22 protein-coding genes and 2 pseudogenes are annotated in these 21,422 nt (G+C 65.6%); 12 read left to right on the top strand and 12 right to left on the bottom strand.

Annotation, left to right across the window (positions count from 1 at the left end; genetic code table 11):
• The first annotated feature begins 9 nt into the window (after nucleotides 1-9).
• Genes QZ656_RS21940 through QZ656_RS21920 form a run of 5 tightly spaced genes read left to right on the top strand, consistent with a single transcriptional unit; the run spans nucleotide 10 to nucleotide 4,505 of the window.
• The gene (locus QZ656_RS21940; RefSeq protein ID WP_291995403.1) at nucleotides 10-948 is read left to right on the top strand and encodes a glycosyltransferase; all 939 of its coding nucleotides are present in this window, start codon (nucleotides 10-12) and stop codon (nucleotides 946-948) included.
• Entirely contained in the window at nucleotides 945-1,910 is a 966-nt protein-coding gene (locus tag QZ656_RS21935) for a formyltransferase (RefSeq protein ID WP_291995402.1), read from the top strand. The genes QZ656_RS21940 and QZ656_RS21935 overlap by 4 nt, the downstream gene beginning before the upstream one ends.
• 11 nt (nucleotides 1,911-1,921) lie before the next feature.
• Entirely contained in the window at nucleotides 1,922-2,965 is a 1,044-nt protein-coding gene (locus QZ656_RS21930) for a bifunctional UDP-4-keto-pentose/UDP-xylose synthase (RefSeq protein ID WP_291994846.1), read from the top strand.
• 19 nt (nucleotides 2,966-2,984) lie between these two features.
• A complete protein-coding gene (locus QZ656_RS21925; protein WP_291995401.1) occupies nucleotides 2,985-3,908 on the top strand; it encodes a polysaccharide deacetylase family protein in 924 nt (307 codons plus the stop codon).
• Nucleotides 3,909-3,926: 18 nt separating this feature from the next.
• Nucleotides 3,927-4,505 (top strand): DedA family protein, encoded by a 579-nt coding sequence (locus QZ656_RS21920; RefSeq protein ID WP_291995400.1) that lies wholly within the window; start codon nucleotides 3,927-3,929, stop codon nucleotides 4,503-4,505.
• Between the two features lie 58 nt (nucleotides 4,506-4,563).
• Here QZ656_RS21920 and QZ656_RS21915 read toward each other — a convergent pair whose 3' ends face one another.
• The 3 genes from QZ656_RS21915 to QZ656_RS21905 form a co-directional block, all read right to left on the bottom strand.
• Nucleotides 4,564-5,487: a hypothetical protein gene (locus QZ656_RS21915; RefSeq protein ID WP_291995399.1), complete on the bottom strand. Its 924-nt coding sequence runs from the start codon at nucleotides 5,485-5,487 to the stop codon at nucleotides 4,564-4,566.
• Nucleotides 5,488-5,510: 23 nt separating this feature from the next.
• The gene (locus tag QZ656_RS21910; protein ID WP_291995398.1) at nucleotides 5,511-6,683 is read right to left on the bottom strand and encodes an SEFIR domain-containing protein; all 1,173 of its coding nucleotides are present in this window, start codon (nucleotides 6,681-6,683) and stop codon (nucleotides 5,511-5,513) included.
• Between the two features lie 540 nt (nucleotides 6,684-7,223).
• Entirely contained in the window at nucleotides 7,224-8,024 is an 801-nt protein-coding gene (locus QZ656_RS21905; RefSeq protein WP_291995397.1) for a hypothetical protein, read from the bottom strand.
• A 79-nt stretch (nucleotides 8,025-8,103) separates the two neighbouring features.
• Here QZ656_RS21905 and QZ656_RS21900 point away from each other — a divergent pair, with 79 nt between their 5' ends.
• The 6 genes from QZ656_RS21900 (at nucleotide 8,104) to QZ656_RS21875 (ending at nucleotide 12,721) form a co-directional block, all read left to right on the top strand.
• Nucleotides 8,104-8,403: a hypothetical protein gene (locus QZ656_RS21900; protein WP_291995396.1), complete on the top strand. Its 300-nt coding sequence runs from the start codon at nucleotides 8,104-8,106 to the stop codon at nucleotides 8,401-8,403.
• Between the two features lie 424 nt (nucleotides 8,404-8,827).
• Nucleotides 8,828-9,484, top strand: a complete 657-nt coding sequence (locus tag QZ656_RS21895) for a hypothetical protein (protein ID WP_291995395.1) — start codon at nucleotides 8,828-8,830, stop codon at nucleotides 9,482-9,484.
• 93 nt (nucleotides 9,485-9,577) lie between these two features.
• On the top strand, nucleotides 9,578-9,751 hold the full coding sequence (locus tag QZ656_RS21890) for a hypothetical protein (RefSeq protein WP_291995394.1): 174 nt from the start codon (nucleotides 9,578-9,580) through the stop codon (nucleotides 9,749-9,751).
• Between the two features lie 241 nt (nucleotides 9,752-9,992).
• On the top strand, nucleotides 9,993-10,973 hold the full coding sequence (locus QZ656_RS21885; RefSeq protein WP_291995393.1) for a PEP-CTERM sorting domain-containing protein: 981 nt from the start codon (nucleotides 9,993-9,995) through the stop codon (nucleotides 10,971-10,973).
• Nucleotides 10,974-11,277: 304 nt separating this feature from the next.
• A complete protein-coding gene (locus QZ656_RS21880; protein WP_291994758.1) occupies nucleotides 11,278-11,622 on the top strand; it encodes a hypothetical protein in 345 nt (114 codons plus the stop codon).
• Nucleotides 11,623-11,890: 268 nt separating this feature from the next.
• Nucleotides 11,891-12,721 carry a c-type cytochrome gene (locus QZ656_RS21875; RefSeq protein WP_291994757.1) on the top strand — a complete coding sequence of 277 codons (831 nt, stop codon included), beginning with the start codon at nucleotides 11,891-11,893 and terminating at the stop codon, nucleotides 12,719-12,721.
• A 28-nt stretch (nucleotides 12,722-12,749) separates the two neighbouring features.
• Here the strand turns inward: QZ656_RS21875 and QZ656_RS21870 are convergent, their stop codons facing one another.
• Together QZ656_RS21870 and QZ656_RS21865 are read right to left on the bottom strand one after the other, a co-directional pair.
• Nucleotides 12,750-14,174, bottom strand: coding sequence for a sodium:solute symporter (locus QZ656_RS21870; RefSeq protein ID WP_291995392.1), 1,425 nt, complete (start codon nucleotides 14,172-14,174; stop codon nucleotides 12,750-12,752).
• A 2-nt stretch (nucleotides 14,175-14,176) separates the two neighbouring features.
• Nucleotides 14,177-14,494, bottom strand: coding sequence for a hypothetical protein (locus QZ656_RS21865; protein ID WP_291994756.1), 318 nt, complete (start codon nucleotides 14,492-14,494; stop codon nucleotides 14,177-14,179).
• 154 nt (nucleotides 14,495-14,648) lie between these two features.
• On the opposite strand from QZ656_RS21865, the gene QZ656_RS21860 reads away from it, so the two are divergent.
• Nucleotides 14,649-15,224 carry a VTT domain-containing protein gene (locus QZ656_RS21860; RefSeq protein ID WP_291994755.1) on the top strand — a complete coding sequence of 192 codons (576 nt, stop codon included), beginning with the start codon at nucleotides 14,649-14,651 and terminating at the stop codon, nucleotides 15,222-15,224.
• On the opposite strand, the gene QZ656_RS21855 is transcribed toward QZ656_RS21860, so the two are convergent.
• From QZ656_RS21855 to QZ656_RS21825, 7 genes and pseudogenes are all read right to left on the bottom strand, one after another.
• On the bottom strand, nucleotides 15,221-15,907 hold the full coding sequence (locus QZ656_RS21855; protein ID WP_291995391.1) for an alpha/beta fold hydrolase: 687 nt from the start codon (nucleotides 15,905-15,907) through the stop codon (nucleotides 15,221-15,223). The two genes, QZ656_RS21860 and QZ656_RS21855, sit on opposite strands and share 4 nt — an antisense overlap.
• A gap of 318 nt (nucleotides 15,908-16,225) precedes the next feature.
• A complete protein-coding gene (locus QZ656_RS21850; protein ID WP_291994753.1) occupies nucleotides 16,226-17,836 on the bottom strand; it encodes a GMC family oxidoreductase in 1,611 nt (536 codons plus the stop codon).
• Nucleotides 17,836-18,843: an aldehyde dehydrogenase family protein gene (locus QZ656_RS21845; protein ID WP_291995390.1), complete on the bottom strand. Its 1,008-nt coding sequence runs from the start codon at nucleotides 18,841-18,843 to the stop codon at nucleotides 17,836-17,838. The genes QZ656_RS21850 and QZ656_RS21845 overlap by 1 nt, the downstream gene beginning before the upstream one ends.
• Before the next feature lie 67 nt (nucleotides 18,844-18,910).
• Nucleotides 18,911-19,156, bottom strand: a pseudogene (locus tag QZ656_RS21840) (aldehyde dehydrogenase family protein); the annotation flags it as partial.
• Nucleotides 19,157-19,289: 133 nt separating this feature from the next.
• A pseudogene (locus QZ656_RS21835) lies at nucleotides 19,290-19,502 on the bottom strand (aldehyde dehydrogenase family protein); the annotation flags it as partial.
• A 95-nt stretch (nucleotides 19,503-19,597) separates the two neighbouring features.
• Nucleotides 19,598-19,759, bottom strand: a complete 162-nt coding sequence (locus QZ656_RS21830) for a hypothetical protein (RefSeq protein ID WP_291995389.1) — start codon at nucleotides 19,757-19,759, stop codon at nucleotides 19,598-19,600.
• 147 nt (nucleotides 19,760-19,906) lie between these two features.
• Entirely contained in the window at nucleotides 19,907-20,356 is a 450-nt protein-coding gene (locus QZ656_RS21825; RefSeq protein ID WP_291995388.1) for a hypothetical protein, read from the bottom strand.
• Between the last annotated feature and the right edge of the window lie 1,066 nt (nucleotides 20,357-21,422).

The raw sequence follows: 21,422 nt of genomic DNA, 5'->3' as shown, positions 1-21,422 counted from the left end.
GTAGCCGCCATGATCTCCCCCGAAATCTCCGTCGTCATCCCGATCTATAACGAAGAGGACGGTCTGCCGCCGCTGTTCGCCCGCCTGTACCCGGCGCTCGACGCGCTCGGCACTCCCTACGAGGTGATTTTCGTCAACGACGGCAGCCGCGATCGCTCGGCGGCACTGCTGCGCGAGCAGTTCGAGCGGCGTCCGGACGTCACCCGCGCGATTCTGCTCGCCGCCAACGCCGGCCAGCACATGGCGATCATGGCCGGCTTCGAGCACGCGCGCGGCCAGATCATCGTCACCCTCGACGCCGACCTGCAGAACCCGCCCGAGGAAATCGGCAAGCTGATCGCCAAGATGCACGAAGGCCACGACTACGTCGGCAGCATCCGCCGCAAGCGCCAGGACAGCGCTTTTCGCAGCGGCGCGTCGAAGGCGATGAACTACCTGCGCGAGAAAATCACCCGCATCCGCATCACCGACCAGGGCAACATGCTGCGCGCCTACTCGCGCAAGGTGGTCAATGCCATCAATTCGTGCCAGGAAGTCAGCACCTTCATCCCGGCGCTGGCCTACACCTTTGCCATCAACCCGACCGAGGTGGTCGTCGAACACGAGGAGCGCGCCGCCGGCGAATCGAAGTATTCGCTGTACAGCCTGATTCGCCTGAACTTCGACCTGATGACGGGTTTTTCGCTGGTACCGCTGCAATGGTTCTCGATGCTCGGCATCATCCTCTCGCTCGCTTCGGCGGCGCTGTTCGTGCTGCTGATCGTTCGCCGGCTGATCGTCGGCCCCGAGGCCGAAGGACTGTTCACGCTCTTCGCACTGATGTTCTTCCTGATCGGCCTGGCGCTGTTCGGCATCGGCCTACTCGGCGAATACGTCGGCCGCGTCTACCAGCAGGTTCGCCACCGCCCGCGCTACCTGATCGACGCCGTCCTGGAAAGCAAGGAATGAGTGCCGCGTCGCCAGCGCCAAGAGCGGTCGTCTTCGCCTACCACCAGGTCGGCGTACGGTGCCTGCGCGTGCTGCTGGCGCACGGCGTCGACGTCGCGCTGGTGGTGACGCACCACGACAACCCGAGCGAAAAAATCTGGTTCGAAAGCGTCGCCGACCTGGCCAGCGACTACCGCTTGCCGGTGGCGACGCCCGACGACCCCAACGCGCCCGACTTCGTCGCCCGCGTGCAGGCACTGCGGCCCGACTTCTTCTTCTCGTTCTACTACCGGCTGATGCTCAAACCGGCGCTGCTGGCCGTGCCGACGCGCGGCGGCTACAACATGCACGGCTCGCTGCTGCCCAGCTACCGCGGCCGCGTACCGGTGAACTGGGCGCTGATCCACGGCGAACGCGAGACCGGCGCGACGCTGCACCGGATGGTCGAAAAGCCCGACGCCGGCGAGATCGTTGGCCAACAAGCGGTACCGATCCTGCCCGACGACACCGCCGGCGAAGTCTTCGCCAAGCTCACCGTCGCCGCCGAAATGACGCTCGACCGGGTCTTGCCGGCGTTGCTCGCCGGCAGGGCGCCGCACACGCTGCCCGAGCCCGGTGCCGGCAGCTATTTCAGCGGCCGCCGCCCCGAAGACGGACGCATAGACTGGCAGCAGCCGGCCGCCGTCGTGCACAACCTGATTCGCGCCGTCGCACCGCCCTACCCCGGCGCCTTCTTCGACTTCGCCGACCGGCGCGTCGTCATCACCCGCAGCGCCTCGCAGACGCAGGTGCCGCGCGGACCGAGCGCTTGCCCCGAGCTGTTTATCGATGACCAGCAACTGCTGGCGCGTTGCGGCGACGGCGGCGTGCTACGCATTCTCGCACTCGAAGTCGACGGTCAAGCGCTCGCACCGACCGCGCTGCCTGCGCGTCTCGGCCAGAACCCTGTGCCGCTGCTGCCACCCCTCCCACCCATCTCCTGAGACTGGCCCCCATGAAAAAAATCCTGATCCTCGGCGTCAATGGCTTCATCGGCCATCACCTCTCCAAACGCATCCTGGCAACCACCGACTGGGAAGTGCACGGCATGGACGTCAACCGCGAGCGCGTCACCGACCTGCTCGACGATCCGCGCTTTCACTTCTTCGAAGGCGACATCATGATCAGCAAGGAGTGGATCGAGTATCACGTCCGCAAATGCGACGTGATCCTGCCGCTGGTCGCCATCGCCACGCCGGCGACCTACGTCACCGAGCCACTGCGCGTCTTCGAACTCGACTTCGAGGCCAACCTGCCGATCATCCGGCACGCCGTCAAGTACAAGAAACGCGTCATCTTCCCATCGACCTCGGAGGTCTACGGCATGAGCCAGGACCCCGAATTCGACCCCGAGACGTCGCCGCTGATCTACGGCCCGATCAACAAGCCACGCTGGATCTACGCCTGCGCCAAACAGATGATGGACCGCGTGATCCACGCCTACGGCCAGCAGGAAGGCCTGCAATACACGCTCTTCCGGCCGTTCAACTGGATCGGCCCCGGCCTCGACTCGATCCATACGCCGAAGGAAGGATCGTCGCGGGTGATCACCCAGTTCCTCGGCCACATCGTCCGCGGCGAACCGATCAAGCTGGTCGACGGCGGCGCGCAGAAGCGTTCCTTCACCTACGTCAGCGACGGCATCGACGCGTTGATGAAGATCATCGCCAACGTCGATGGCATTGCCGACGGCAAGATCTACAACATCGGCAATCCGGCGAATAACTACTCGATCCGCGAACTGGCGACGCTGATGCTCGACCTCGCCCGGCAGTACCCCGAATACGCCGACTCGGCGGCCAAGGTCAGCGTCGTCGAAACGACGTCGGCCGCGTACTACGGCAAGGGCTACCAGGACACGCAGCACCGCGTGCCAAAGATCACCAACACCATGGCCGACCTCGACTGGGCGCCACAGGTCGCTTTCGAGGACGCGCTGCGCGGCATCTTCGACGCCTACCGCGGCGACGTCGCCAGCGCCCGCCGCCTGATGGACTGACGGCGCGCCCGCCCGATTCATGCCCGCACTCGTCCTCAAGATCGACGTCGACACCTACCGCGGCACGCTGATCGGCGTGCCGCGGCTGGTCGAACTGCTGCGCCGGCACCACGCCGACGCCACCTTCCTGTTCTCGCTCGGTCCCGACCACACCGGCCGCGCGATCAAGCGCGTCTTCCGCCGCGGCTTCATGCAGAAGGTGTCACGAACGTCGGTGCTCGAACACTACGGCTTGCAGACGCTGCTCTACGGCACGCTGCTGCCGGGACCCGACATCGGCCGCCGCTGCGCCGACATCCTGCGCGGCGTCGCCGCCGCCGGTTTCGAGACCGGCATCCACTGCTGGGACCACATCCGCTGGCAGGACGGCGTTCGCCACGCCAAGGTGCGCTGGACCGAACGCGAGATGGAACGTGCCAGCAAGCGCTACCAGGAAGTCTTCGGCGAGCCGGCGAGCGTCCACGGCGCCGCCGGCTGGCAGATGAACGCGCAAGCGCTGCGCCTGACGCAAGGCCTGGGATTCAGCCACTCCTCTGACTGCCGCGGCCGCCACCCCTTCATGCCGGTATGGAACGCCGAAGTCGTCGCCTGCCCGCAACTGCCGACGACGCTGCCGACGCTAGACGAGTTGATCGGCATCGACGGTCTCAACGAAGACAAGGTCCACCAGCACCTGCTCGACCTGACGCGCACAGCGCCCGCCGCCGGGCACGTGTTCACGCTGCACGCCGAACTAGAAGGAATGAAACTGCTGCCAGTGCTCGAAAAGCTCATCCTCGGCTGGCAGCAGCAAGGCTATACGCTGAGCACGCTACGCCAGCTCCGTGCCGGCCTCGACGCCTACCACCTGCCACGTCACGAAATCGTCTGGGGGACGCTGCCGGGGCGCTCGGGTGAGCTGCTGCTGCAGGGTCGGGAGTTTCTGGCCAGAACGCCGGCCTGACGGCGGCCACCGCCGCCGATGATCACCGCCTTCGTCGCCTCCTACGGTTATCTGGCGGTCTTCGTCGGCACGCTCTTCGAAGGCGAGACGATTCTGCTCGCCGCCGGCTTTGCCGCGCATCGCGGCCTGCTCGACTGGCGACTGGTGGCGCTGCTGGCGATGCTCGGCGCAACCATCGGCGACCAGCTCGCCTTCCTGCTCGGTCGCTGGAAGGGTGCGGCGCTGCTCGCACGCTTTCCGGCGCTGGCGCAGCACAAGCCGCGCATCGACGCGCTGCTGCAGCGCCGGCACGTGCTCCTGATCCTCGGCGTCCGCTTCCTCTACGGCCTGCGCATCGCCGGCCCCGTCCTGCTCGGAGCCAGTGGCGTCCCGCCACTGCGTTTCGCACTGCTCAACGCCGTCGGCGCCGCGCTGTGGGCGACACTAATCACCGGCGCCGGCTACGCCTTCGGCGCCGCGATCAACGCCATGCTCGACGACATGAAGACCATCGAAGAGGCGGTGATGGTGGTGATCGTCGTCTGTGGTCTGGCGTTCTGGTTGTGGCGGCGGCATCGGTCGCGGGCGCTGCAGCAAGCGCCAAGGCAGAAACGGTGACCGGCCAGACCACTGGCGTCAGGCGCCTCATCGGCGCGCCGGGCGCCACACCCCACCGCTAATCGTCTGACAGTCGTCGCCGCAAGGCGTCCACGCAGCAGCGCGAAGCAAGCAGATCATCTCGCCATAGCGCATTCGACGCGTCGCGAGCGGCGAGGCGCTCGGCGATTGCCAGATCTACTTCGTATGCCGCGAGCTCACGCTGCCACTCGAGTCTGGCCGGATCGCTGCGCACCAGATTACTGGCAATCTGCTGGCACTCGCGGTAGGCCGGCAACGCGCCCTGAAGATTGCCAAAACTCTCGGACACGTCGCCGAATTGATCGCGCGCGGCCATCCGCCCTTCCGGATCGCCGCTGGCGTCAAAGAGCTCGAGCGCCTCACGAGCCATCTTCTCGGCGTCGCTCAACGGCAGTCGCCCTTGCCTGATGCAGCCGACGCAGACCAGGGCCCGCGCGCGCGCATTACCGCTGAGCAGGTCGGCGCGCAGCAGATCGTCCAGCGCGACCGCCAGCGCCTGCAAGGGCTCGTGGCGTCCAGAACGATGCCACTTCTTCCATAGCGTATCGAGTTCGGCCGCGCCGCTTTCGGGTTCGGCGAGCAAGCGATGGTAAATCTGCTCGATGCGCGATACCTCGTCGTCGTCTGTAAAACACGCCGCCGCGCTCGCCGACAGCTCCTGCAGGCGCACGAGTTCATGGCGCGCGAGGCGCCGCCGTACGGCCAGGCGCGTCGTTTCGTGTACGTTCCAGCCGCCGCGTGCGGCAAAGGATTCGACCATCGGCAGCGCCTGCAGGCGTGTCACGTAATCGGCCGCCGTGGCCTCGTCTACCTCGAGCAACGCCGCCAGGATGCGAGCGTCGAACCAGCGCGGTACCGCCGCCGCTTCGAACGCCAGACGAAAGTCGGTGCGCTGCCCTTGCAGGACGATGTCGAGCGTCACTAGCGCCAACTGGTCGGGATCGCCCCGCGCCCCCTGCAAGCGCTGGATGGCGTCGTCGAAGCTCAGGCGCCACGCCCCTCAGTCGGTGAAGCACTCTGAGCCAACTTCGACAGCAGTGCGCTAAGCGGCCCAGGAACGCCGTCCGTGACGACGGTGAGCGTCTCTACCTGCAGCCGTTGAATTCCAGGGCATTGCAAGCGCTCGCGCGCGAAAGCCAGCCAGTCATCGACGCTGAGGATCGACGACAGCGGACAACTCGCGACAGCGCTGGCCCAGGCGCGGCCGGCGGCGTCCGGAACACGCTGCCCGGCGATTACCACGACCACCGCGGGCGCCTTGTCGATCCGTGGCAGGAGCTGCTTCTCGATCCAGTCCTGTGCTTCCGCCGACGCCTGCTCCCAGGTGTCGAGGATCAGCAACAGCGGCGCGGCGAGTTGCTGCAGGTCGGCGATCAGTTCGTAAAGACGCGCCGTGCCGGCCGCCCGGCAAGCCTGCGGCAGGATCGCCGGGCCCAGATCGAGCTTCAGCGAATGAAACAGATCGTCGACCGTCGGGCAGCCCTTGAAGTTGAAGTGCACAGCGGCAACGCCGAGATGCTGTGCGTAAGCGTACAGCGCCTCGAGCAGCGCGGTCTTGCCGCAGTTGCTCGGGCCGTCGACCAGCAGGATGCGCTCGCGGCTGCTGCCGGTGATCGCTTCCTCAAACCTGCTGCAAGACGGACGGCGGTCGGCCAAGGGCCACACGTACGAACTGTCGGGGAGCGACGGCCACTTCAGGCCGGCTGCCGACGAAGGCTTGCCGTGCAGCCAGTCCACGAGTGCGGCCTGGTCTCTGGGCGAGACGAAGAAATGGTAGCGCTTGAGCTGGGTAGGGATGTGTTCGTCGTCGATGGCGTCGAACAGCACGACCCTGATGTAGTGATTGCAGCCGGCGCGCTCGTAAAGCGACTGCCGGATCGCCGCCGCTTCGCACACCGCCCCGAGGCCCTCGCCGAAGGGCTGATTGCCCTCGTAGCGCTGACCATAGGGAGCGGTGCACGCGACCAGTACCAAATCGGCTTCGATTACCTGCCTCTCGGACCACTGCGGCCAGCCCTCGGCTGGTCCGCCCGGCAGCATGTCCCAATCGATCACCACCGCTACGCCGGGCTCGCCGCGCAGTTGCTCGGCGAGCGCACGGACACGTCGGCAATGCGCGTCGCTGTCATGACTGTAGCTGATGAATACGCGTTTCATCGCGCCGCACTCCCTTGTTCGTCTGCCGGTCAGCGTGTGATGGCGGCTCGGCCCTGATTATAGCGCCGTGTCTTGCCGCCGCAGCCCGGCCGCCTGTGTAGTGTGATACGCCGTATTGAACAGATGAAGTCCAGCCACGACAGGGTTTGCGCACGGCTTTCAGGCCCCCCCTGCCGAGGGTCGCGGACAATGCCGCCGCACGGCAGCCACCGACGCGTCATTGCGAGGCGGCGTAGCCGACGTGGCAATCCAGAGATCTTGCTCCTGGCGTCGGCGATACGTCGGCCGTGAAGAAGTCAGAGGGTGGTGCTGGATTGCCGCGTCGGCTTTGCCTCCTCGCAATGACGGCGAGGGGGCGTGCCGCGGTGTCGATGCGTGCCGCGTGTCGGCGGTGGCGCCCGGCGACACTGCCGAGCGGGACGCTTTCGTTAAAAGGTGGCCGCAAGCGCTTTGGCAAAGGCCTATGCCAACGACCACCGGGCTTCGCTCTAGCCTTGCTGCCAAGCTTGCGGAAGCTCTCGTCAAGAATGCAACACGCCACTAGCGCTGGTAGAAGCGCAGACCCTGCTGGTCGAATTTCTTTTCCCAGGGGTCGAAGGGCTGCGCTGGTGGCGGGTTCGGCCTGGGCTGGTCTACGGGTAGTGGTTTCGGCCGCGGCCGGTGGCCGGGCCCGTACCATGGCGGCGGATACGCGCCGGCAATGTAGCGGACGATGAACGTCACCGGCGGCGCGTCCTTGAGCACTTCGCCGCCGCGGTCGACGATCGCCGCGTCGAGCTGATAGCGCTGATTGCCCGCTGGTAGCGTGTCGCCCCAGAATTCTGGCGGGATGGTGAATTCGCTGGCGGTGAAGCGCTGGCCGACCGGCTGGCCATTGACGCTGACGACGATGGCGTGCCCGGCGCCGAGCTGCAGCGGCGGGTCGAGCGCGACGCGCACGTCGAAGAGCGCGCTGTTGGCGGCGACGCTGCCGTTATCCTGCGGCGAAACGATGCTGAAGCGGCGGTACGCGGGCGCCGCGGCGACCGGCCTGGCGGCTTCGTCGGGGGCTCGATGGACGGCGCTTTCTTTCGCCACCGGGACGGGCTCGACGACGTTGAGTGGCGGCAGCGACAGCGCCTTGCTGCCGCTCTGCGGCTTGTCCGAATAGACCGTACCGCCAGCGCCGCGCGTGACGAAGACTTCCTGCGCCCAGCCGGCTGCCGGTAGCGCCAGCAGCAGCGCCAACAAGGGGGCTCGCCGCCAGGGCAAGCCGCGTGGCGATGAAACGAGCGGCGAGCGCGCGCGCTCCGCGAGCGCTGCGTCGAACCTACGCGGCAATGGCAGATTGGGCATTGACATGGCGAACGCGCCCCGCGGACTGAAGAGATTCAGAGTATTGAGCAGCGCTGGCGTGCTGGCAAGCGCTGCGGCGCCAGCCATGATGCCAGGCACGCTGCTCGGTCTGCACCGGCGTCTGACAGCGGCCTGCTCTGGCGATCACGACGCCTGCTATTACGATCATCACGCCTGCTACCACGATCACGACGCCCGCTCTTGCGATCACGACTCCTGCTACTACGATCACCACCACTGCTCTTGCTATCACGCCGCCTGCTATTACGATCACGCCGCGTCGTATTGCGATCACGCCGCGTCGTATCAGGATCACGACGAGGCAAGTTTCGCCTCGTCGAGCGGCGATCGCCCGCATCGGCGCCACGTTTCGCCAGCGCCTTGAAAAATCCTGATTGCCTGCTATAACTTCCTCATTGGCGCGCGTCGATCGCGCGCCAATTTGCTCCTGCGGGGGGAAGCCATCAACTGCTTTGTCACTTTCCTTGAGAGCCGCTGCTGGCAGCAGCGGATCGGCTGCGCGCCTTTAAAGCCGGCTAGCGCTCGGCTCATCATCAAGGTCGTGCAGACGCTCGTGTGGATGCTTTCTGCCGGCTTGATCGTCGCCATTCCGCTGGCGTCACTTTCCGGGCGGCGCGAAATTGCCGCCCGGAGCGCGGTGGCCGTCGCGGCACAAAACAGTCATTTTCAGCACGCTATGCTTTGCTGGTATTGCTTTCGCTCTCGCACACCGGGCGCTGGCAGCCGAGTAGTCCGCAGCCGATCGTCGCGTGCGCATTCTTTTGCCCATTTCTTATAGGAGATTTGCGATGTTCGGAACACGCCCCCTGGTATACAGCCTGCTATCGGCCGCCTTCTTCCCACTCACCGCCGCCGCCGAAACGCCGGCAGTCGCCGAACTGCCGGCGCCCACGGTCGGCGACGTATGGAAATTCAGGAAGATCGACCTGTGGAACAACAGCGAGCTCGAGTCGTATCAGCGAGAACTCGTCGAGATCCAGCCAGACCACCTGGTATATCGTGGCAAATCGGCGCCAAATGCCAAGCCGAAGACCTTTTATCACGGTCGCAGCCTGGCCACCTGCCGGCGTATGCGCGACAGCGAAGAAGAGCATTGTGCGGGTGCGCTGGCCTTCCCTCTACACGTCGGCGACAAGAACAGCTATACAAAGCGACCCTGGACCAAGGGTGATGGTTACTTGTCGGCCGACTGCGAAGTCAAGGGAATCGAGTCGGTGACCGTCCCCGCGGGAACTTTCGACGCCTTTCGCGTCGATTGTGACGGCACCTGGCAGCGCGTATTCGACATCACGCCGACCACGGGCGATAAGGGTCGCTTCGAGGAAAGCTTGTGGTACTCGCCCACGGTCGGTCACTACGTCAAGTTCACCTACATCGGTTACAGACCCAGCGGCGGCGTTTACACCAAGGAGCAGACCGAGCTGATCGAGTTCGTTCCGAAGTGAGCAATTGGCCGCGCCGCGCGACCGGATCACTCGGCCGCGCTTGCGGGCATCGCCGACGCGCTGCTGACACAGCGCAAGCTGGCGACCGACCTGGTGAAGCGGCAGGCCCACTATCACTGCGACGAGAACCGCAGCCGTATTCGCACGGCTTACGGACCCGCGAACATCTCATGCCTGCGCCGCTTTACCGTCGGAATCCTGCAGCACTTCTCCGATGGCAAAACCAGCCTTGCCGAAAAAATGCGCCCGCTCAAGCGCAACATCTGATGGGTCTGCGACTGCCTGCGCCTGGCCAAAAATTCTACCGGCCACGTATCACCTTGATCACAGAACGAGAACAAATTTACCGCGACGGCAGCGGGGCGCGCCGGCGAATTGCTGCTGCAGGGCGGGGAATTTCTGGCTGCCATCGTCGCCTGGCGCCCAGCCCACCACACCGTTTCTTGATGTCCTATACTGGTGCTCTGGTTGGCGTCGTCATTACACAAAAAAACAGGAGGAGAATGCCATGCACGCTGTCCGAACCTTTAGCTGCGCGGCTGCCGCGCTGGTCTGCCTCGCCACGGCGGCACCGGCGAACGCCGCCCCGCTCCCGGTCACCCTCGCCGACCTGCTGGCCGGCAACACGATTCAGGTCGACGGCCTGACCTTCTCGAACTTCAAGCCCTTGCTGGCGCCAACGCTGCCCTCGGGCGACGCGCTGCTGAATGCTTTTGTCAACAATCCGGCCTTGCTGAGCAGCATGCCCGTGATCGACCCGACGGGCGGCGGCGTCTTCTCGCATGCCTTCGGCAACGCGACGGTGGCGCTCGCGGGCGGCGTCACGGTCGTCCCCTTGCCAGACAATCCGGGTGGGGAAGTGGACCCGGGGCTGCGCTTCGATGGTGCGCCAACCTGGTCGGTCACCGCCGGCAATATCCAATCCTTGCAGCTCACCGGCTTCTTCTACGACGTGACTCGGGATTCGTCGCTGCTGGGGCCCATTCGCAGCGCGGACCTGTTGCAGGCCGCCGCCGCAGCGGTCACCGTCGGTCCGGACAGCTTTCCCACGGACGGCCTGCCCGATATCGCCCTGGGTTCCGCGCTGCAATTCGTTTTCGACGCCAGCGGCAAGTTCATCGACGGCAACCTCACCGGCGACTTGTTTGCGCGCATGGACTACTTCGGACTGCTGAATTTTTCAAGCCTGGCGTCCGGCTTCACATTTTCAGATCAGGACTCGATCCGGGTATACAACCTGATCGCTGTCGGCGCCAGCTCGGGAGGTGCTTACACGCTCGGCTCGCTGAGCGAGCGTTATGACCCGCCCGGGTATGGCCCTGGCGGCGGCAAGCTGCCCGCACCCGGCATAGCCGCCGTACCCGAGCCGGGCACGCTGCTACTGCTCGTCCTTGCTCTCGCCAGCCTCGGTTTTTTCGGCCGCCGCGAACAAACGTTGACGGTCATTGCCACAAGACCAGCAAGCGCTGCAGACCGACGATACCGGTAATTCAGTGGATAGCGGCGCTGCATACCGCTTGCTCCTGGCGCGGACAGAAGCGCAATCCCTCCTTCGCGAATTCCCTCGCGCACTGGTCGAACGGCTACGCCGCTCGTGGCTTCGGCTTTTCGATCGGCAATCGCGTCGGCCGCGGCCTGTTCCCCAGCCGCTGATAGACGCCAGAGACGCCGCGCAGAATGCAGATCACCGGCTTGGCCTTTTCGATCTCCTCGCCGTTGCGGTCGACGATCACCGCAGCGCGTGGCGGTCGCCCGCATCGCCGCTGCGCCCAGCCGCGGATCGGCTGAGCGCTTTGCAGCCGGCGAACGCTCTGCTCGTCGTCAAGCTGACGCATACGCTCGTCTGGGCGTTTTTTGCCGGCCTGATCGTCACCATTCCGCTGGCGTCAATTCAGGGCAAGCACGCGCTTGCCGCCTGGAGTGCGGCGGCTGTCGCTGGCGAGGTGCTCGTCCTGGCGGCGAACGGCTTTCGCTGTCCGCTGACGGCAATCGCCGCGCGCTACACCGACGACCGGCGCGACAACTTCGACATCTACCTGCCGCAGTGGCTGGCCCGGCACAACAAGCTCATTTTTGGCACGCTGTACCTTGCCGGCATGGCCTTTGCCGTCGTCCGCTGGGCGCTTGCTGGCGAGTAGCCGGCCGTAGATCGAGCTGACCAAGCTTGCGCCGAAGTGAGCGATCGAGCGGAGTTAATTCTGGCGCGTTCGTCGCCGTCACGATGGTGCCTGGCACGGCCTACACTTCCAGCCAGATCAGCAGGTACGCTTGGCGCCAAATCGGTCGATCATCGATTCTCGCTTATCATCGACGAAGCGAAGTCCCGGACCACGCGGTTTGCCGCCGCAAGCGCGGACCGCCAGCGCCGTCGGCGCACCGCTTCTTCAAACACTGGAGGACGCACGAATGAACAGACGAGCAGCATTGATCGCGGCATCGCTATTGATCGCCACTGGCCCGATTCCTCTAGCCGCTGCGGCCGACCCAACGAAGGCCTGGCCGTTCAAGGTACCCGACGAGACGAGCATTCCTGCCGGAGCGATGGGCGAGGCGATCGCGCTCGGACGCAAGGTCGTTACGCAAACGCAGACCTACGCCAAGGCCTACGTCGGCAACGGGCTCAATTGCTCGTCGTGCCATCTCACGGGTGGCACGGTCGCCTGGGCAGCGCCTTTTGTCGGCCTGTGGGGCGTCTTTCCCGAATACCGCTCGCGCAGCGCCAGCGTCAACGCGCTGCAGACGCGAATCAACGACTGCTTCCAACGTTCGATGAACGGCCAGGCTTTGCCGAACGATAGCCCCGAGATGCTCGGCGTCCTGTCGTACGTGTGGTGGCTGTCGCAAGGCGTGCCGACCGGCATGGACGTCGACGGGCGCGGCTTCAGGAAAATAACCGCGCCGGCGACGCCGGACAAGGCCAAGGGCAAGACGATCTACGCCGAGAAATGCGCGTCGTGCCACGGCGCCGAAGGCGGCGGCATCAATAACCCGGACGGCAGCTACCTGTTCCCGGCGCTGTGGGGCCCGCGGTCGTTCAACATCGGCGCCGGCATGGCGCGCTTGAATACCGCCGCCGCTTTCGTCAAAGCCAACATGCCCTTGGGCCAGGGTGGCACACTCAGCGATCAGGAGGCCTTCGACGTCGCCGCCTTCTTCACCACACAGCCGCGCCCCGACCTTGCCGGCAAGGAAGACGATTGGCGCCAGGGCGGAAAGCCGAAGGACGCGCGCTATTAGACCCGCGCCGCGAGCGCGCCGGCCAGCGTCAAGCCGGGTTGGCGCAGCCGCGCAGGCGGTGGCGGGGCAGCAACAGCGGCAGCAGGAACGCTGCCGAGCAGAGCAGCAGGCCGTAGAGATTGGTGCCGAGCAGGATCGCGTACTTGCCGTCGCCGATCGCCCAGCTGGCGGGGATCAGGCTGATCGCCTGCAGGACGCCGAGCAGCATGCCGGTCCAGAACGCGAGATGGAAGGACAGCGGTGAATAGCCGACCAGCTGCGAGAAGAGGAAGATCGGCGCCAGGCCGATGACCATCGTGCCGCTGATCGTCGTCGCCTTGAGGATGTCGGTGCCGGCGAGCATCGGCAGGTTGCCGAGCAGCGCAAAGACGATCATCGCCAGCGCGCCGACGCGCATCGCGCGCGGCAGGGGCGCGCGGCCGGCGAGCAGCGGCAGCTCGTAGGCAACCGACTTCGACAGCGACGAGAAGGTCGAGTCGAGCGTCGATGCCGCCGACGAGATCATCACTGCGATCATCGCCAGGAAGCCGGCGAAGCCGAGTCCACGCGCGACCTCGGCGGGGACGTTGCTGCCGGCGCTGATCGCTTCGAGACGGGCATGGACGCCAACCAGGCTGAAGGCGACGATGGCGACGAAGCCGAGGACACCGGCGACGACGAACGCACGCAACATGTTTTTTTCGTTCGAGATGAAGCCACGATCGGTCAGCACCGGGTCGTGGAAAGGATACGAGAGCACTTGCAGCAGCGCCACCAGCAGCAGGTCGACGCCGCCAGCCAGCGTGAAGCTGCCCTGGCTCAGCAGCTGCGCCGGCGCATGCGCCGGCAACACCAGCGCGACGACGACGCCGAGGAAAACGACAAAGACGACGGCCTGGACGACGTCGGTGAAGATCGAACTGCGCAAGCCACCCTTGAGGCTGTAGAACAGCACCACGGCGGTGAACAGCAGCGCCGCGCCGATGAAAGCCGCCGACCCGGCGTCGCCGTAATAGCCGCCGACGACGGCGGTGTTGCTCCACACTTCGTTGAACAGGCGGACGAGAATCGCCGCCGAGAACGCCAGCGCGGCGCCGCGTCCGTACTTGCCGATCAGGAAGGGGACCAGGCCGCTGGCGCCTTCGCGCGTCCGCAAGCGGTAGATCACCAGCCCGGCGACCGGGATCGACAGCCAGTAGGTGGCGTAGGCCAGGCCGCCGACGATGCCGTAGGTCGCGCCGAGGTTGGCGGCGTTGGTCACCGACTTGGCGAAGATCCAGCTGATGAAAACGCTCATCATCAAGGCCCACTCCGACGGCGGCCGGCCCTGTTCGTCGTGGCCGCGGAAGAAACCCGCGTCGTCGCGCGTACGCGGCGAGATCAGGTACATCAGGGCGCCGAAGAACAGCAGGAAGCCCCAGAAAAACAGTCCCTGGAACTGGCTGAGGTCGTTGCTGGCGGTGCTCGCGTTCATCGTCATTCTTTCGGTTTGGAAGTTATGGATCGGCCGCAGCGCCTGGCGACGCCGCCGTGAGCACGGCGCACGGCGTCGGCGCGCCCAGGCATCGGCAAGCAGGGTGCGCCGGCGAGCGACGCGACGACGATCGCGAACGCCGCGACGATCATTTCGACGGCACGCCGGTAGGGCGCGTTAGCATGCGCGTGTTTGCCGACGCGTCGGCAGCAAGGCCAGCGGCGGAGCGGCGGCAGCAGCAGCGGCGATCGTCGCGCGGCGGCGCGCCGGCCGGCGTACGGCAGCTCGGCGCGAACGGGCAAAAACAGACGAGCGTACATGGGCTGACTCCTGCGCGGTATCGGGTTCGTGGAAATGGCACTGATATCGTCGTCAGGACCCGGCAAAGGCTTACACTGGCACCGAAAAAACGAGCATGAAACCGATCATTCCAGGCCTCTTCCCGACGATGAAAAGCGCTTGCCCGTCCGCTGCATGTTGAAGCTCACTAGCTTTCCGTACGCGCGGCTGTTGGCGGTGGCGCTGTTTCTCGGCGTGCTGTTTGCGGTCTTCGAGCTGTCCGGGCTGCGTGAGCATTTCAGCCTGGCTTTCCTGCGCGAGCGCTTCGCGCATAACCAGCTCAGCGGCGCGCTGATCTTCGTGCTGCTGTTCTCGCTCGGCAACCTGATCCAGATCCCCGGCTGGATCTTCCTCGCGGCGGCGGTGCTGGCGCTCGGCCGGCTGTCGGGCGGCGCGCTGACCTACGTCGCCGCGAGTACGTCTTGTGCGCTGACTTTCCTGAGCATCCGCCTGCTCGGCGGCGACGCCTTGCGGCAGTTGCCCGGCCGCTTCGCGGTTCGCTTGCTGGCGCAGCTCGACGCGCATCCGATCCGCAGCATCTTTTTCCTGCGCGTCGTTTTTCAGACGGTGCCGGCGCTCAACTACGCGCTGGCCTTGTCGGGCGTTCGCTTTCGCCAATACATGCTCGGCACGCTACTCGGGCTACCATTGCCGATCGCGCTGTATTGCCTCTTCTTCGACTTCCTGGCCGGCTTCTTGCACCTCAGTTAGCCTTCGGCCGCGGGCGTCGCTTCGCCGCCAGCCCCGGCGACGCCGCGCTCATCGAGCGCCGCCAGCAGCACCTGCACGACGCGTGGCGAGTAGAGCATCGCCAGATGCCCGACGCCGTCAATCGTCTCGCTCCTCGCGCCCGGCAATTCGAGCAGCGACGGCGGCATCACGAAGTTGTCCTGCGGGCTGTAGATGGCCAGCGTCGGCAGCGCCGGGCCGGGCTTGGCGAGCGCCTGCAGCCAGCGGCTGTGCGGCCGCATCTGACGGCCGTTCTCGCCGATTCCCAGGCGCGCCAGTTCGCTCCCCTGGTGCGGTGTGGCTAGCGTCAACAGCCGCGCTAGCCGCTTCTCGCCATAGCGCTGCAGATAGGCGCGTGCCACCAGCCCGCCCATGCTGTGGCCGACCAGGATCAGTCGCTCGGCGCCGGTCGTCGCCAGCACCGCGTCGATCCGCCGCGCCAGTGGCTCGACGTAGTTGTCGATGCTGGTGTAGATCGGCTCGAGGCTGATCGTCGCGACGCTCCAGCCGGCGGCTTCCAGCCGCGCCCGTAACCACCACCAGGCGGCGCGCGAACAACCGTAGCCATGCACCAGCAGGATCGGCGGCCGCTGCTCTGGCGCGTCGCTGCCCTCCCCCTGGCGCCGTTTGCCGCCGGCCGGCGACGGCAGGCGATCGTCGCCCATCCACCAGGCTTCGAAGGCGAAAGGACCATGAAGGTGAACAACATCGCCGCGTACTCGCCAAGGACCATCATGATCGCCTGGCGCGGTGAAAGACGCCGTGCAGCATTCGGCGAACGATCGCGATACGCCCAGGCGTAGCCGTAGGTGACGGCGATCACCCCGGCACGCACGCCGAGCATCGCCAGCAGCGCCAGGAAGACCGCCGGTGCCAGCGACGCATCGGCGAAGTTCATGGTCAGGGCGGCGTAGAAAATGATTTCCAGGAGCAGGGAAAGGCGGAGCGCAAAGGCGAGCATGGGCGGTCTGGTCTCGATTCGTTCAGGGGGTGGCGGGCAATAATGGCTTGCCAGTCAGTTCGGCGGCCAGCAGACTGGCATTGCGGGCGATCAGGCCGTAAATCGACAGCTGCGGATTGACGCCCAGGCTGGTCGGGAAAAGCGAACCGTCGAGCACCGACATATTATCGAGCCAGAAATGCCGGCCACGGTGATCGACGACGCCACGATGCGGCGCGTCGGCCATGCCGCAACCGCCCATCACGTGCGCGCTGACCAGTCGGCACAGCAATGGCTTGAGCGGCAAGGCGGCGATCCCCTGGCGGGCCGCGTCCCAGGTCGTATAGCCCGGCGCGCTCTCGTGCACCGGGTTGACCCAGCGCGCGCCGGCGGCGAACTGGATTTCGGCCATCGCCAGCAGCGCCCGCCGCGCCGCTTCCCAGATCACCTCACCGAGCGGATAGTCGAGCACCGGCAGGCGATCGCTGCCGAGCCGCACCTGACCGCCGCGGCTCTCGGGATTGAAGCCATCGCGCAGCAGCGCCAGAATCACGTTAGCGCGGGTGAATTCGCGCATCAGGCGCGCGTGCGCCTCGCCGTAACCCTGCAGCGTCGTCGAGTAGAGCACCGGATGCAGTGGCGGCGTTTCGAGTTTGAAACCCAGCGGTCCGTCGATCGCCGCCTGGTGCAGGAAGTGATCGCTATAGATCGATTGCGGTGCGCCAGCGTAGGCGTCGACGCGCTCGGGCATCAGCGCCGACGAAATCACCACCGGGTGCAGGAAGGTGCGCTTGCCGAGCAGGCGGTAAGGGTCAGGGACGCTGCTCCGCAGCAGCAGCGCCGGGCTGCCGATGGCGCCAGCGGCGATAACGAAGTGGCTGGCGCGGATCTGCAACTGCCGCCCCGAGGGATGAATGCCGTCGGCCTGCAGCGCGCTGCAGTCGAGCGCCGAGACGCGGCTGCCGGCGAAGTGCAGGCGCTCGGCGCGCAAGCGCGTGTACAGGGTGGCGCCACGCTCGAGCGCTGCCGGAATCGTCGTCAGCAGCATCGACTGCTTGGCGTTGGTCGGGCAACCCATGCCGCAGTAGCCAAGGTTCCAGCAGCCCTTGACGTTGCGCTTGATGGCGCCAATCGAGAAGCCGAGTTTTTCGCCGCCGAGCGCCAGGACCTTGTTGTTGGCGTTCGGCGGCGTCTCCCAGGGGCGCACCCAGAGCTTCTGTTCCATTACTGCAAACCACGAACTCATCGAACTGGCGCTGAGTTCGTGCAAGCCGTAATGGCTTTGCCAGAAGTCGAAGACTTCCGCTGGCGTGCGGAAGCTGCTGGTCCAGTTCACCGTCGTCGAGCCACCGACGCAGCGTCCCTGCAGGATATTGATCGCCTTGTCGGCGGTCTTGCGCGCCGCCGACTCCTGGTACAGCTCGGGGTAGGCATCGCTCTCGCGCATCTTGAAGTCGGTCGACGAGCGCAACGGCCCCTCTTCGACGAGCACGACGCGCAAACCGGCGGCGCTGAGCAGGTCGGCGCTCACCCCGCCACCGGCGCCGGTGCCAACGATCAGCACGTCGGTGTCTATCACCTGGCTCTTGTCCAGCGTCGACGCGTCGATATGCTTCCAGCCGGCCGCCAGCCCGAGACGAATCGGATCGTCCATCAGAAATACCCCCGTGGTGGGCCCGGATAGGCAATCGCCGGCCAGCTGTCGGGACGCCCGTACCAGGCGCCGAAGCTCAGATCATGCAACGCGCCGTAGGCGCTCTGCAGCAGGCGCAGCCGACTCGCTCGCCAGGACTCGAGAAACTCGCTGACTTCGCCGACGCTGGCTTCGCGCCACGGCTTGCTGACACCAGCCAGCAGCAGCCTTGCCGGCGCCATCAGCAATAGCCCGAACAACTCGCCGAGCTCTTTCTGCGTCGCTGCAGAGAGCCCCGAGACCGCCGTCGCGACGCCGTCTACGGTCAGCGCGACGAGCCGCAGCCGTTCCGGATGGTCCTTCGGCAGCACCCCATCGAGCATCGCGTTGACCACCGCGGCGAGCATCTCGCGCTCGCCAGCGCTCAGCGCGCGCGGCCCGGCGGCGTTCAGCCAACCCGCGCACGACAGCAACACGCTGCCGGCCAGGCCAGTCTGGATGAAGCGCCGACGGCTGACGATCATCGCATGATGATCCGCGTCAGCCGCTCGAACAGCGCGCCGTAAGGCGGCTTGAAGAGGCCGATTCCCGACCAGCGTGATTGCCGGAAGACCGCCTTCCTTGCCGAGAAGGTCTGGAAGCCTTCGAAAACCGTGATAGCAACCCATGCCGCTGGCGCCGACGCCGCCGAAGGGCAGATCGTCCTGCGCGATGTGCAGGATGGTGTCGTTGATCGTCACGCCACCGGAAACCGTTTCGTTGAGTACGCGGTCGATGTTGCCGCGATCGCTATCGAAGTAGTACAGCGCCAGCGGCCGTGGCCGGCTATTGACGAAGGCAATCGCCTCGTCGAGATGCTGGTAGGTCCGGATCGGCAACAGCGGCCCAAAGATCTCCTCCTGCATGACGCGCAGGTCGTCGCCAAGCTCGAGCAGCGCCAGTGGCGGCAGCCGGCGGGTCAGCGGATCGGCGACCGCGCCGGGCGCCAGGTCGACGATCCTGGCGCCACTCGCCCGGGCTTCGTCCACGTAGGCGCAGGAGCCGTCTGAAATGACGCTGATCGACGATCGTCGAGTAGTCGTCGCTGTTGGCGATGCCCGGATAGCACTTGCCGACGACGCGGCGAGCGCGGGCGATGAAGGCCTGTTCCTGACCGGCCGGCAGCAGGACGTAATCCGGCGCGATGCACGTCTGGCCGGCGTTCAGGCACTTGCCGATGACGATGCGCTCGACGGCACGCGCGAAATGCGCCGTTGACGCCAGCCCGGGGCCGATGATCGCCGGCGACTTGCCGCCGAGTTCGAGCGTCACCGGCGTCAGGTTGTCGGCGGCGGCGCGCATCACGTGCTGGCCGACTGGCGTCGAGCCGGTAAAGAGCAGGTGATCGAAGGGCAGCCTGGCGAACGCCCTGCGCGACGCTGGCGTCGCCCTCGACGACCGACACCTCGTCCTCGGCGAAGTGCTTGCCGACCAGCTCGGCGAGCAGCGCCGCGCTATGCGGCGACATCTCGGACATCTTGAGCAACGCGCGATTACCGGCGGCAAGCGCTGCGGCGAGCGGCGCGATGGCGAGAAAGATCGGGTAGTTCCAGGGGACGATGATGCCCACCGCACCGAGCGGCTGGTAGCGCACTTCGGCGCGCCCGGGCTGGAACCACAGCGACACCGAGCGCGCTTGCGGACGCATCCAGCGGCGCAGGTGTCGGCGCGCGTGGCGGATCGCTTCGTAACTGGGAAAAAAGCTCCAGCAAGCGCGTTTCGGCCGGTGAGCGATGGCCGAAGTCACGGCTGACCGCCGTCGACGATCGCCGGCGCGTTGTCGCGCAGCAAGCGATCAAGCGCCACCAGGCGGCGCTCGCGGAGCGCCGCGTGCGGATTCGGATCGCACCGCACGGCGTGCTGCTGGCGGGCAAAGCGCTCGGCCAGCGAGTCGGGATGAAGCATCTTTTTCTCCTTCCTGAGTCACGAGTGATCTTTCGCGGAGTGGTTTGTCCAGGGCAGTGTATGCCGCGCGCCCGCTTGCCGTTAGGCGAAGCCCTCTAAACGAAGTCCAGCGCGCGAGGCATAATCCCCGACAGATTCGGGGAAAACTCATTGCCATGGACGAATACGACCAGCTCGATCGAAAAACAGCAGCACGTCAAAGCACTGCGTCGGCACCTGCAAGCCGCCAGGTGCCTGCGGGCGCGAGTCAATTTCGACCCGCCGGCGGCGCGCCAGCGGCTGCTGCTCCGCGAATGGCAGGCGACCAGACTGACGCGAACGCACGCCGACCTGCTCGCCAGCCCGCGCTTCGGTCGCGCCGCGCAGTTCTTCATTTCGGATCTCTACGGGCCCAAGGACTTTAGCAGCCGCGACGAAGAAGTCGAGCGCATCCTGCCCTTGCTGATCAAGATGCTGCCGGCGTCGGCGCTGCGCACCGTACGCACACGCTGGCCGTTCGAGATAGACCGCGCTGACCGAGCAGATCGACGCGGCACGCCCATCCGTGACCGCCCGACCTCGCCGCGACGGCGAGATCGAATCATTCCTCTGCAACACGAACCGCCACCAGCGCATCTACGACGAGCGGCCTACGCGCCGTCGTCCCTACCGGGGTTTTACGACGACGGCTCAACGACAGATCGGCTGTTAGCTAGCCGACGCCTGAGATCCAGCGACCCTCCAGAAGCATCCTCGAAAGACTCGCTACGAAAGCCGGTGCTTGAGCGGCTGCTCAACCGTGATGGACCCGGCCGGCCGCAGCTCGCCGGCATCCGGTTGCTGAATCTGCCACCCGCATTTCTCGAACAACGCGGCTTCAATGCCTTTCAGCGCAATGGGTTCCGCGACCGACACTACTTGGGGCCGTCGATTCACGATGCGCGGGAACAGCAGGCTGGTCGAACAATATATTCACCGACCGCGGGCCTAAGCCCATCTCGCGCCTCGCTAGTCAATCAACCACACAATTTACCATCAGATGGAAGGCTGGCGTGCGAGACCTAGGGACAGATATAAGAGTCGCCCGGCTGCTCAAAATAAGGGTGCTCAACGCTTTGCCGCAAGCAGGGATGGCTTGGCGCCTGCGACGAACGCTGTGCCAGCTGAAGCACGCCGCCGCTACGTTTGTCCTCGACTGCTGTTTTGCCGCCCCCATTCCGGCCATTGTACAGGCATTCATGTTAATGCCCTGCCACCAGAGACGCCGTTTCGCTCAATCGAGACTGCAGCCGGCAGCTATCAATAGGGATTCTAGATTGGACGTGTGGTCCACTGCATGTACTACATGAAGGAAAGCGTCGTGATCGGAGTCTCAGTATTGGTATCGGATTTACGAGAAGTATTTAGAGTTGACTCCACAAAGATTAATTTTCTCGCGCACGCTCCTCGGCAAGATGCTAACCCAGGTGTTCTGGCTTTATGGACGATGACCGGATAGAGCGAGCTGCATGGCACGATACTAGAAACCCGCTCCCCGGGCGACGCCACTTGCGGTACGACAACCGCGGGCGAGGCTTTTCGAAGGGCACGGCTCCCACTAGGACCATTCGTTGTTCTAAGATATGAAGCACTCGGGGTGAAAACTTTCACTCACGGTTGCGCTCGTCGGCTGGCCACCGCAGAA

The sequence above is a fragment of the Candidatus Accumulibacter sp. ACC003 genome (assembly GCF_907163085.1).
In the GTDB taxonomy this organism is placed as follows: Bacteria; Pseudomonadota; Gammaproteobacteria; order Burkholderiales; family Rhodocyclaceae; genus Accumulibacter.
Note: the sequence above shows the minus strand (reverse complement) of the source record. Positions and strands in the feature narration are given on the sequence as shown.

What these genes read in the sequence shown, in the direction of transcription:
- QZ656_RS21940 (WP_291995403.1), top strand. Translation starts at nt 10, where the DNA reads ATGATCTCCCCCGAAATCTCCGTCGTCATCCCGATCTATAACGAAGAG.
- QZ656_RS21935 (WP_291995402.1), top strand. Translation starts at nt 945, where the DNA reads ATGAGTGCCGCGTCGCCAGCGCCAAGAGCGGTCGTCTTCGCCTACCAC.
- QZ656_RS21930 (WP_291994846.1), top strand. Translation starts at nt 1,922, where the DNA reads ATGAAAAAAATCCTGATCCTCGGCGTCAATGGCTTCATCGGCCATCAC.
- QZ656_RS21925 (WP_291995401.1), top strand. Translation starts at nt 2,985, where the DNA reads ATGCCCGCACTCGTCCTCAAGATCGACGTCGACACCTACCGCGGCACG.
- QZ656_RS21920 (WP_291995400.1), top strand. Translation starts at nt 3,927, where the DNA reads ATGATCACCGCCTTCGTCGCCTCCTACGGTTATCTGGCGGTCTTCGTC.
- QZ656_RS21910 (WP_291995398.1), bottom strand. Translation starts at nt 6,683, where the DNA reads ATGAAACGCGTATTCATCAGCTACAGTCATGACAGCGACGCGCATTGC.
- QZ656_RS21905 (WP_291995397.1), bottom strand. Translation starts at nt 8,024, where the DNA reads ATGTCAATGCCCAATCTGCCATTGCCGCGTAGGTTCGACGCAGCGCTC.
- QZ656_RS21900 (WP_291995396.1), top strand. Translation starts at nt 8,104, where the DNA reads ATGATGCCAGGCACGCTGCTCGGTCTGCACCGGCGTCTGACAGCGGCC.
- QZ656_RS21895 (WP_291995395.1), top strand. Translation starts at nt 8,828, where the DNA reads ATGTTCGGAACACGCCCCCTGGTATACAGCCTGCTATCGGCCGCCTTC.
- QZ656_RS21885 (WP_291995393.1), top strand. Translation starts at nt 9,993, where the DNA reads ATGCACGCTGTCCGAACCTTTAGCTGCGCGGCTGCCGCGCTGGTCTGC.
- QZ656_RS21875 (WP_291994757.1), top strand. Translation starts at nt 11,891, where the DNA reads ATGAACAGACGAGCAGCATTGATCGCGGCATCGCTATTGATCGCCACT.
- QZ656_RS21870 (WP_291995392.1), bottom strand. Translation starts at nt 14,174, where the DNA reads ATGAACGCGAGCACCGCCAGCAACGACCTCAGCCAGTTCCAGGGACTG.
- QZ656_RS21865 (WP_291994756.1), bottom strand. Translation starts at nt 14,494, where the DNA reads ATGTACGCTCGTCTGTTTTTGCCCGTTCGCGCCGAGCTGCCGTACGCC.
- QZ656_RS21860 (WP_291994755.1), top strand. Translation starts at nt 14,649, where the DNA reads ATGTTGAAGCTCACTAGCTTTCCGTACGCGCGGCTGTTGGCGGTGGCG.
- QZ656_RS21855 (WP_291995391.1), bottom strand. Translation starts at nt 15,907, where the DNA reads ATGGGCGACGATCGCCTGCCGTCGCCGGCCGGCGGCAAACGGCGCCAG.
- QZ656_RS21850 (WP_291994753.1), bottom strand. Translation starts at nt 17,836, where the DNA reads ATGGACGATCCGATTCGTCTCGGGCTGGCGGCCGGCTGGAAGCATATC.
- QZ656_RS21830 (WP_291995389.1), bottom strand. Translation starts at nt 19,759, where the DNA reads ATGCTTCATCCCGACTCGCTGGCCGAGCGCTTTGCCCGCCAGCAGCAC.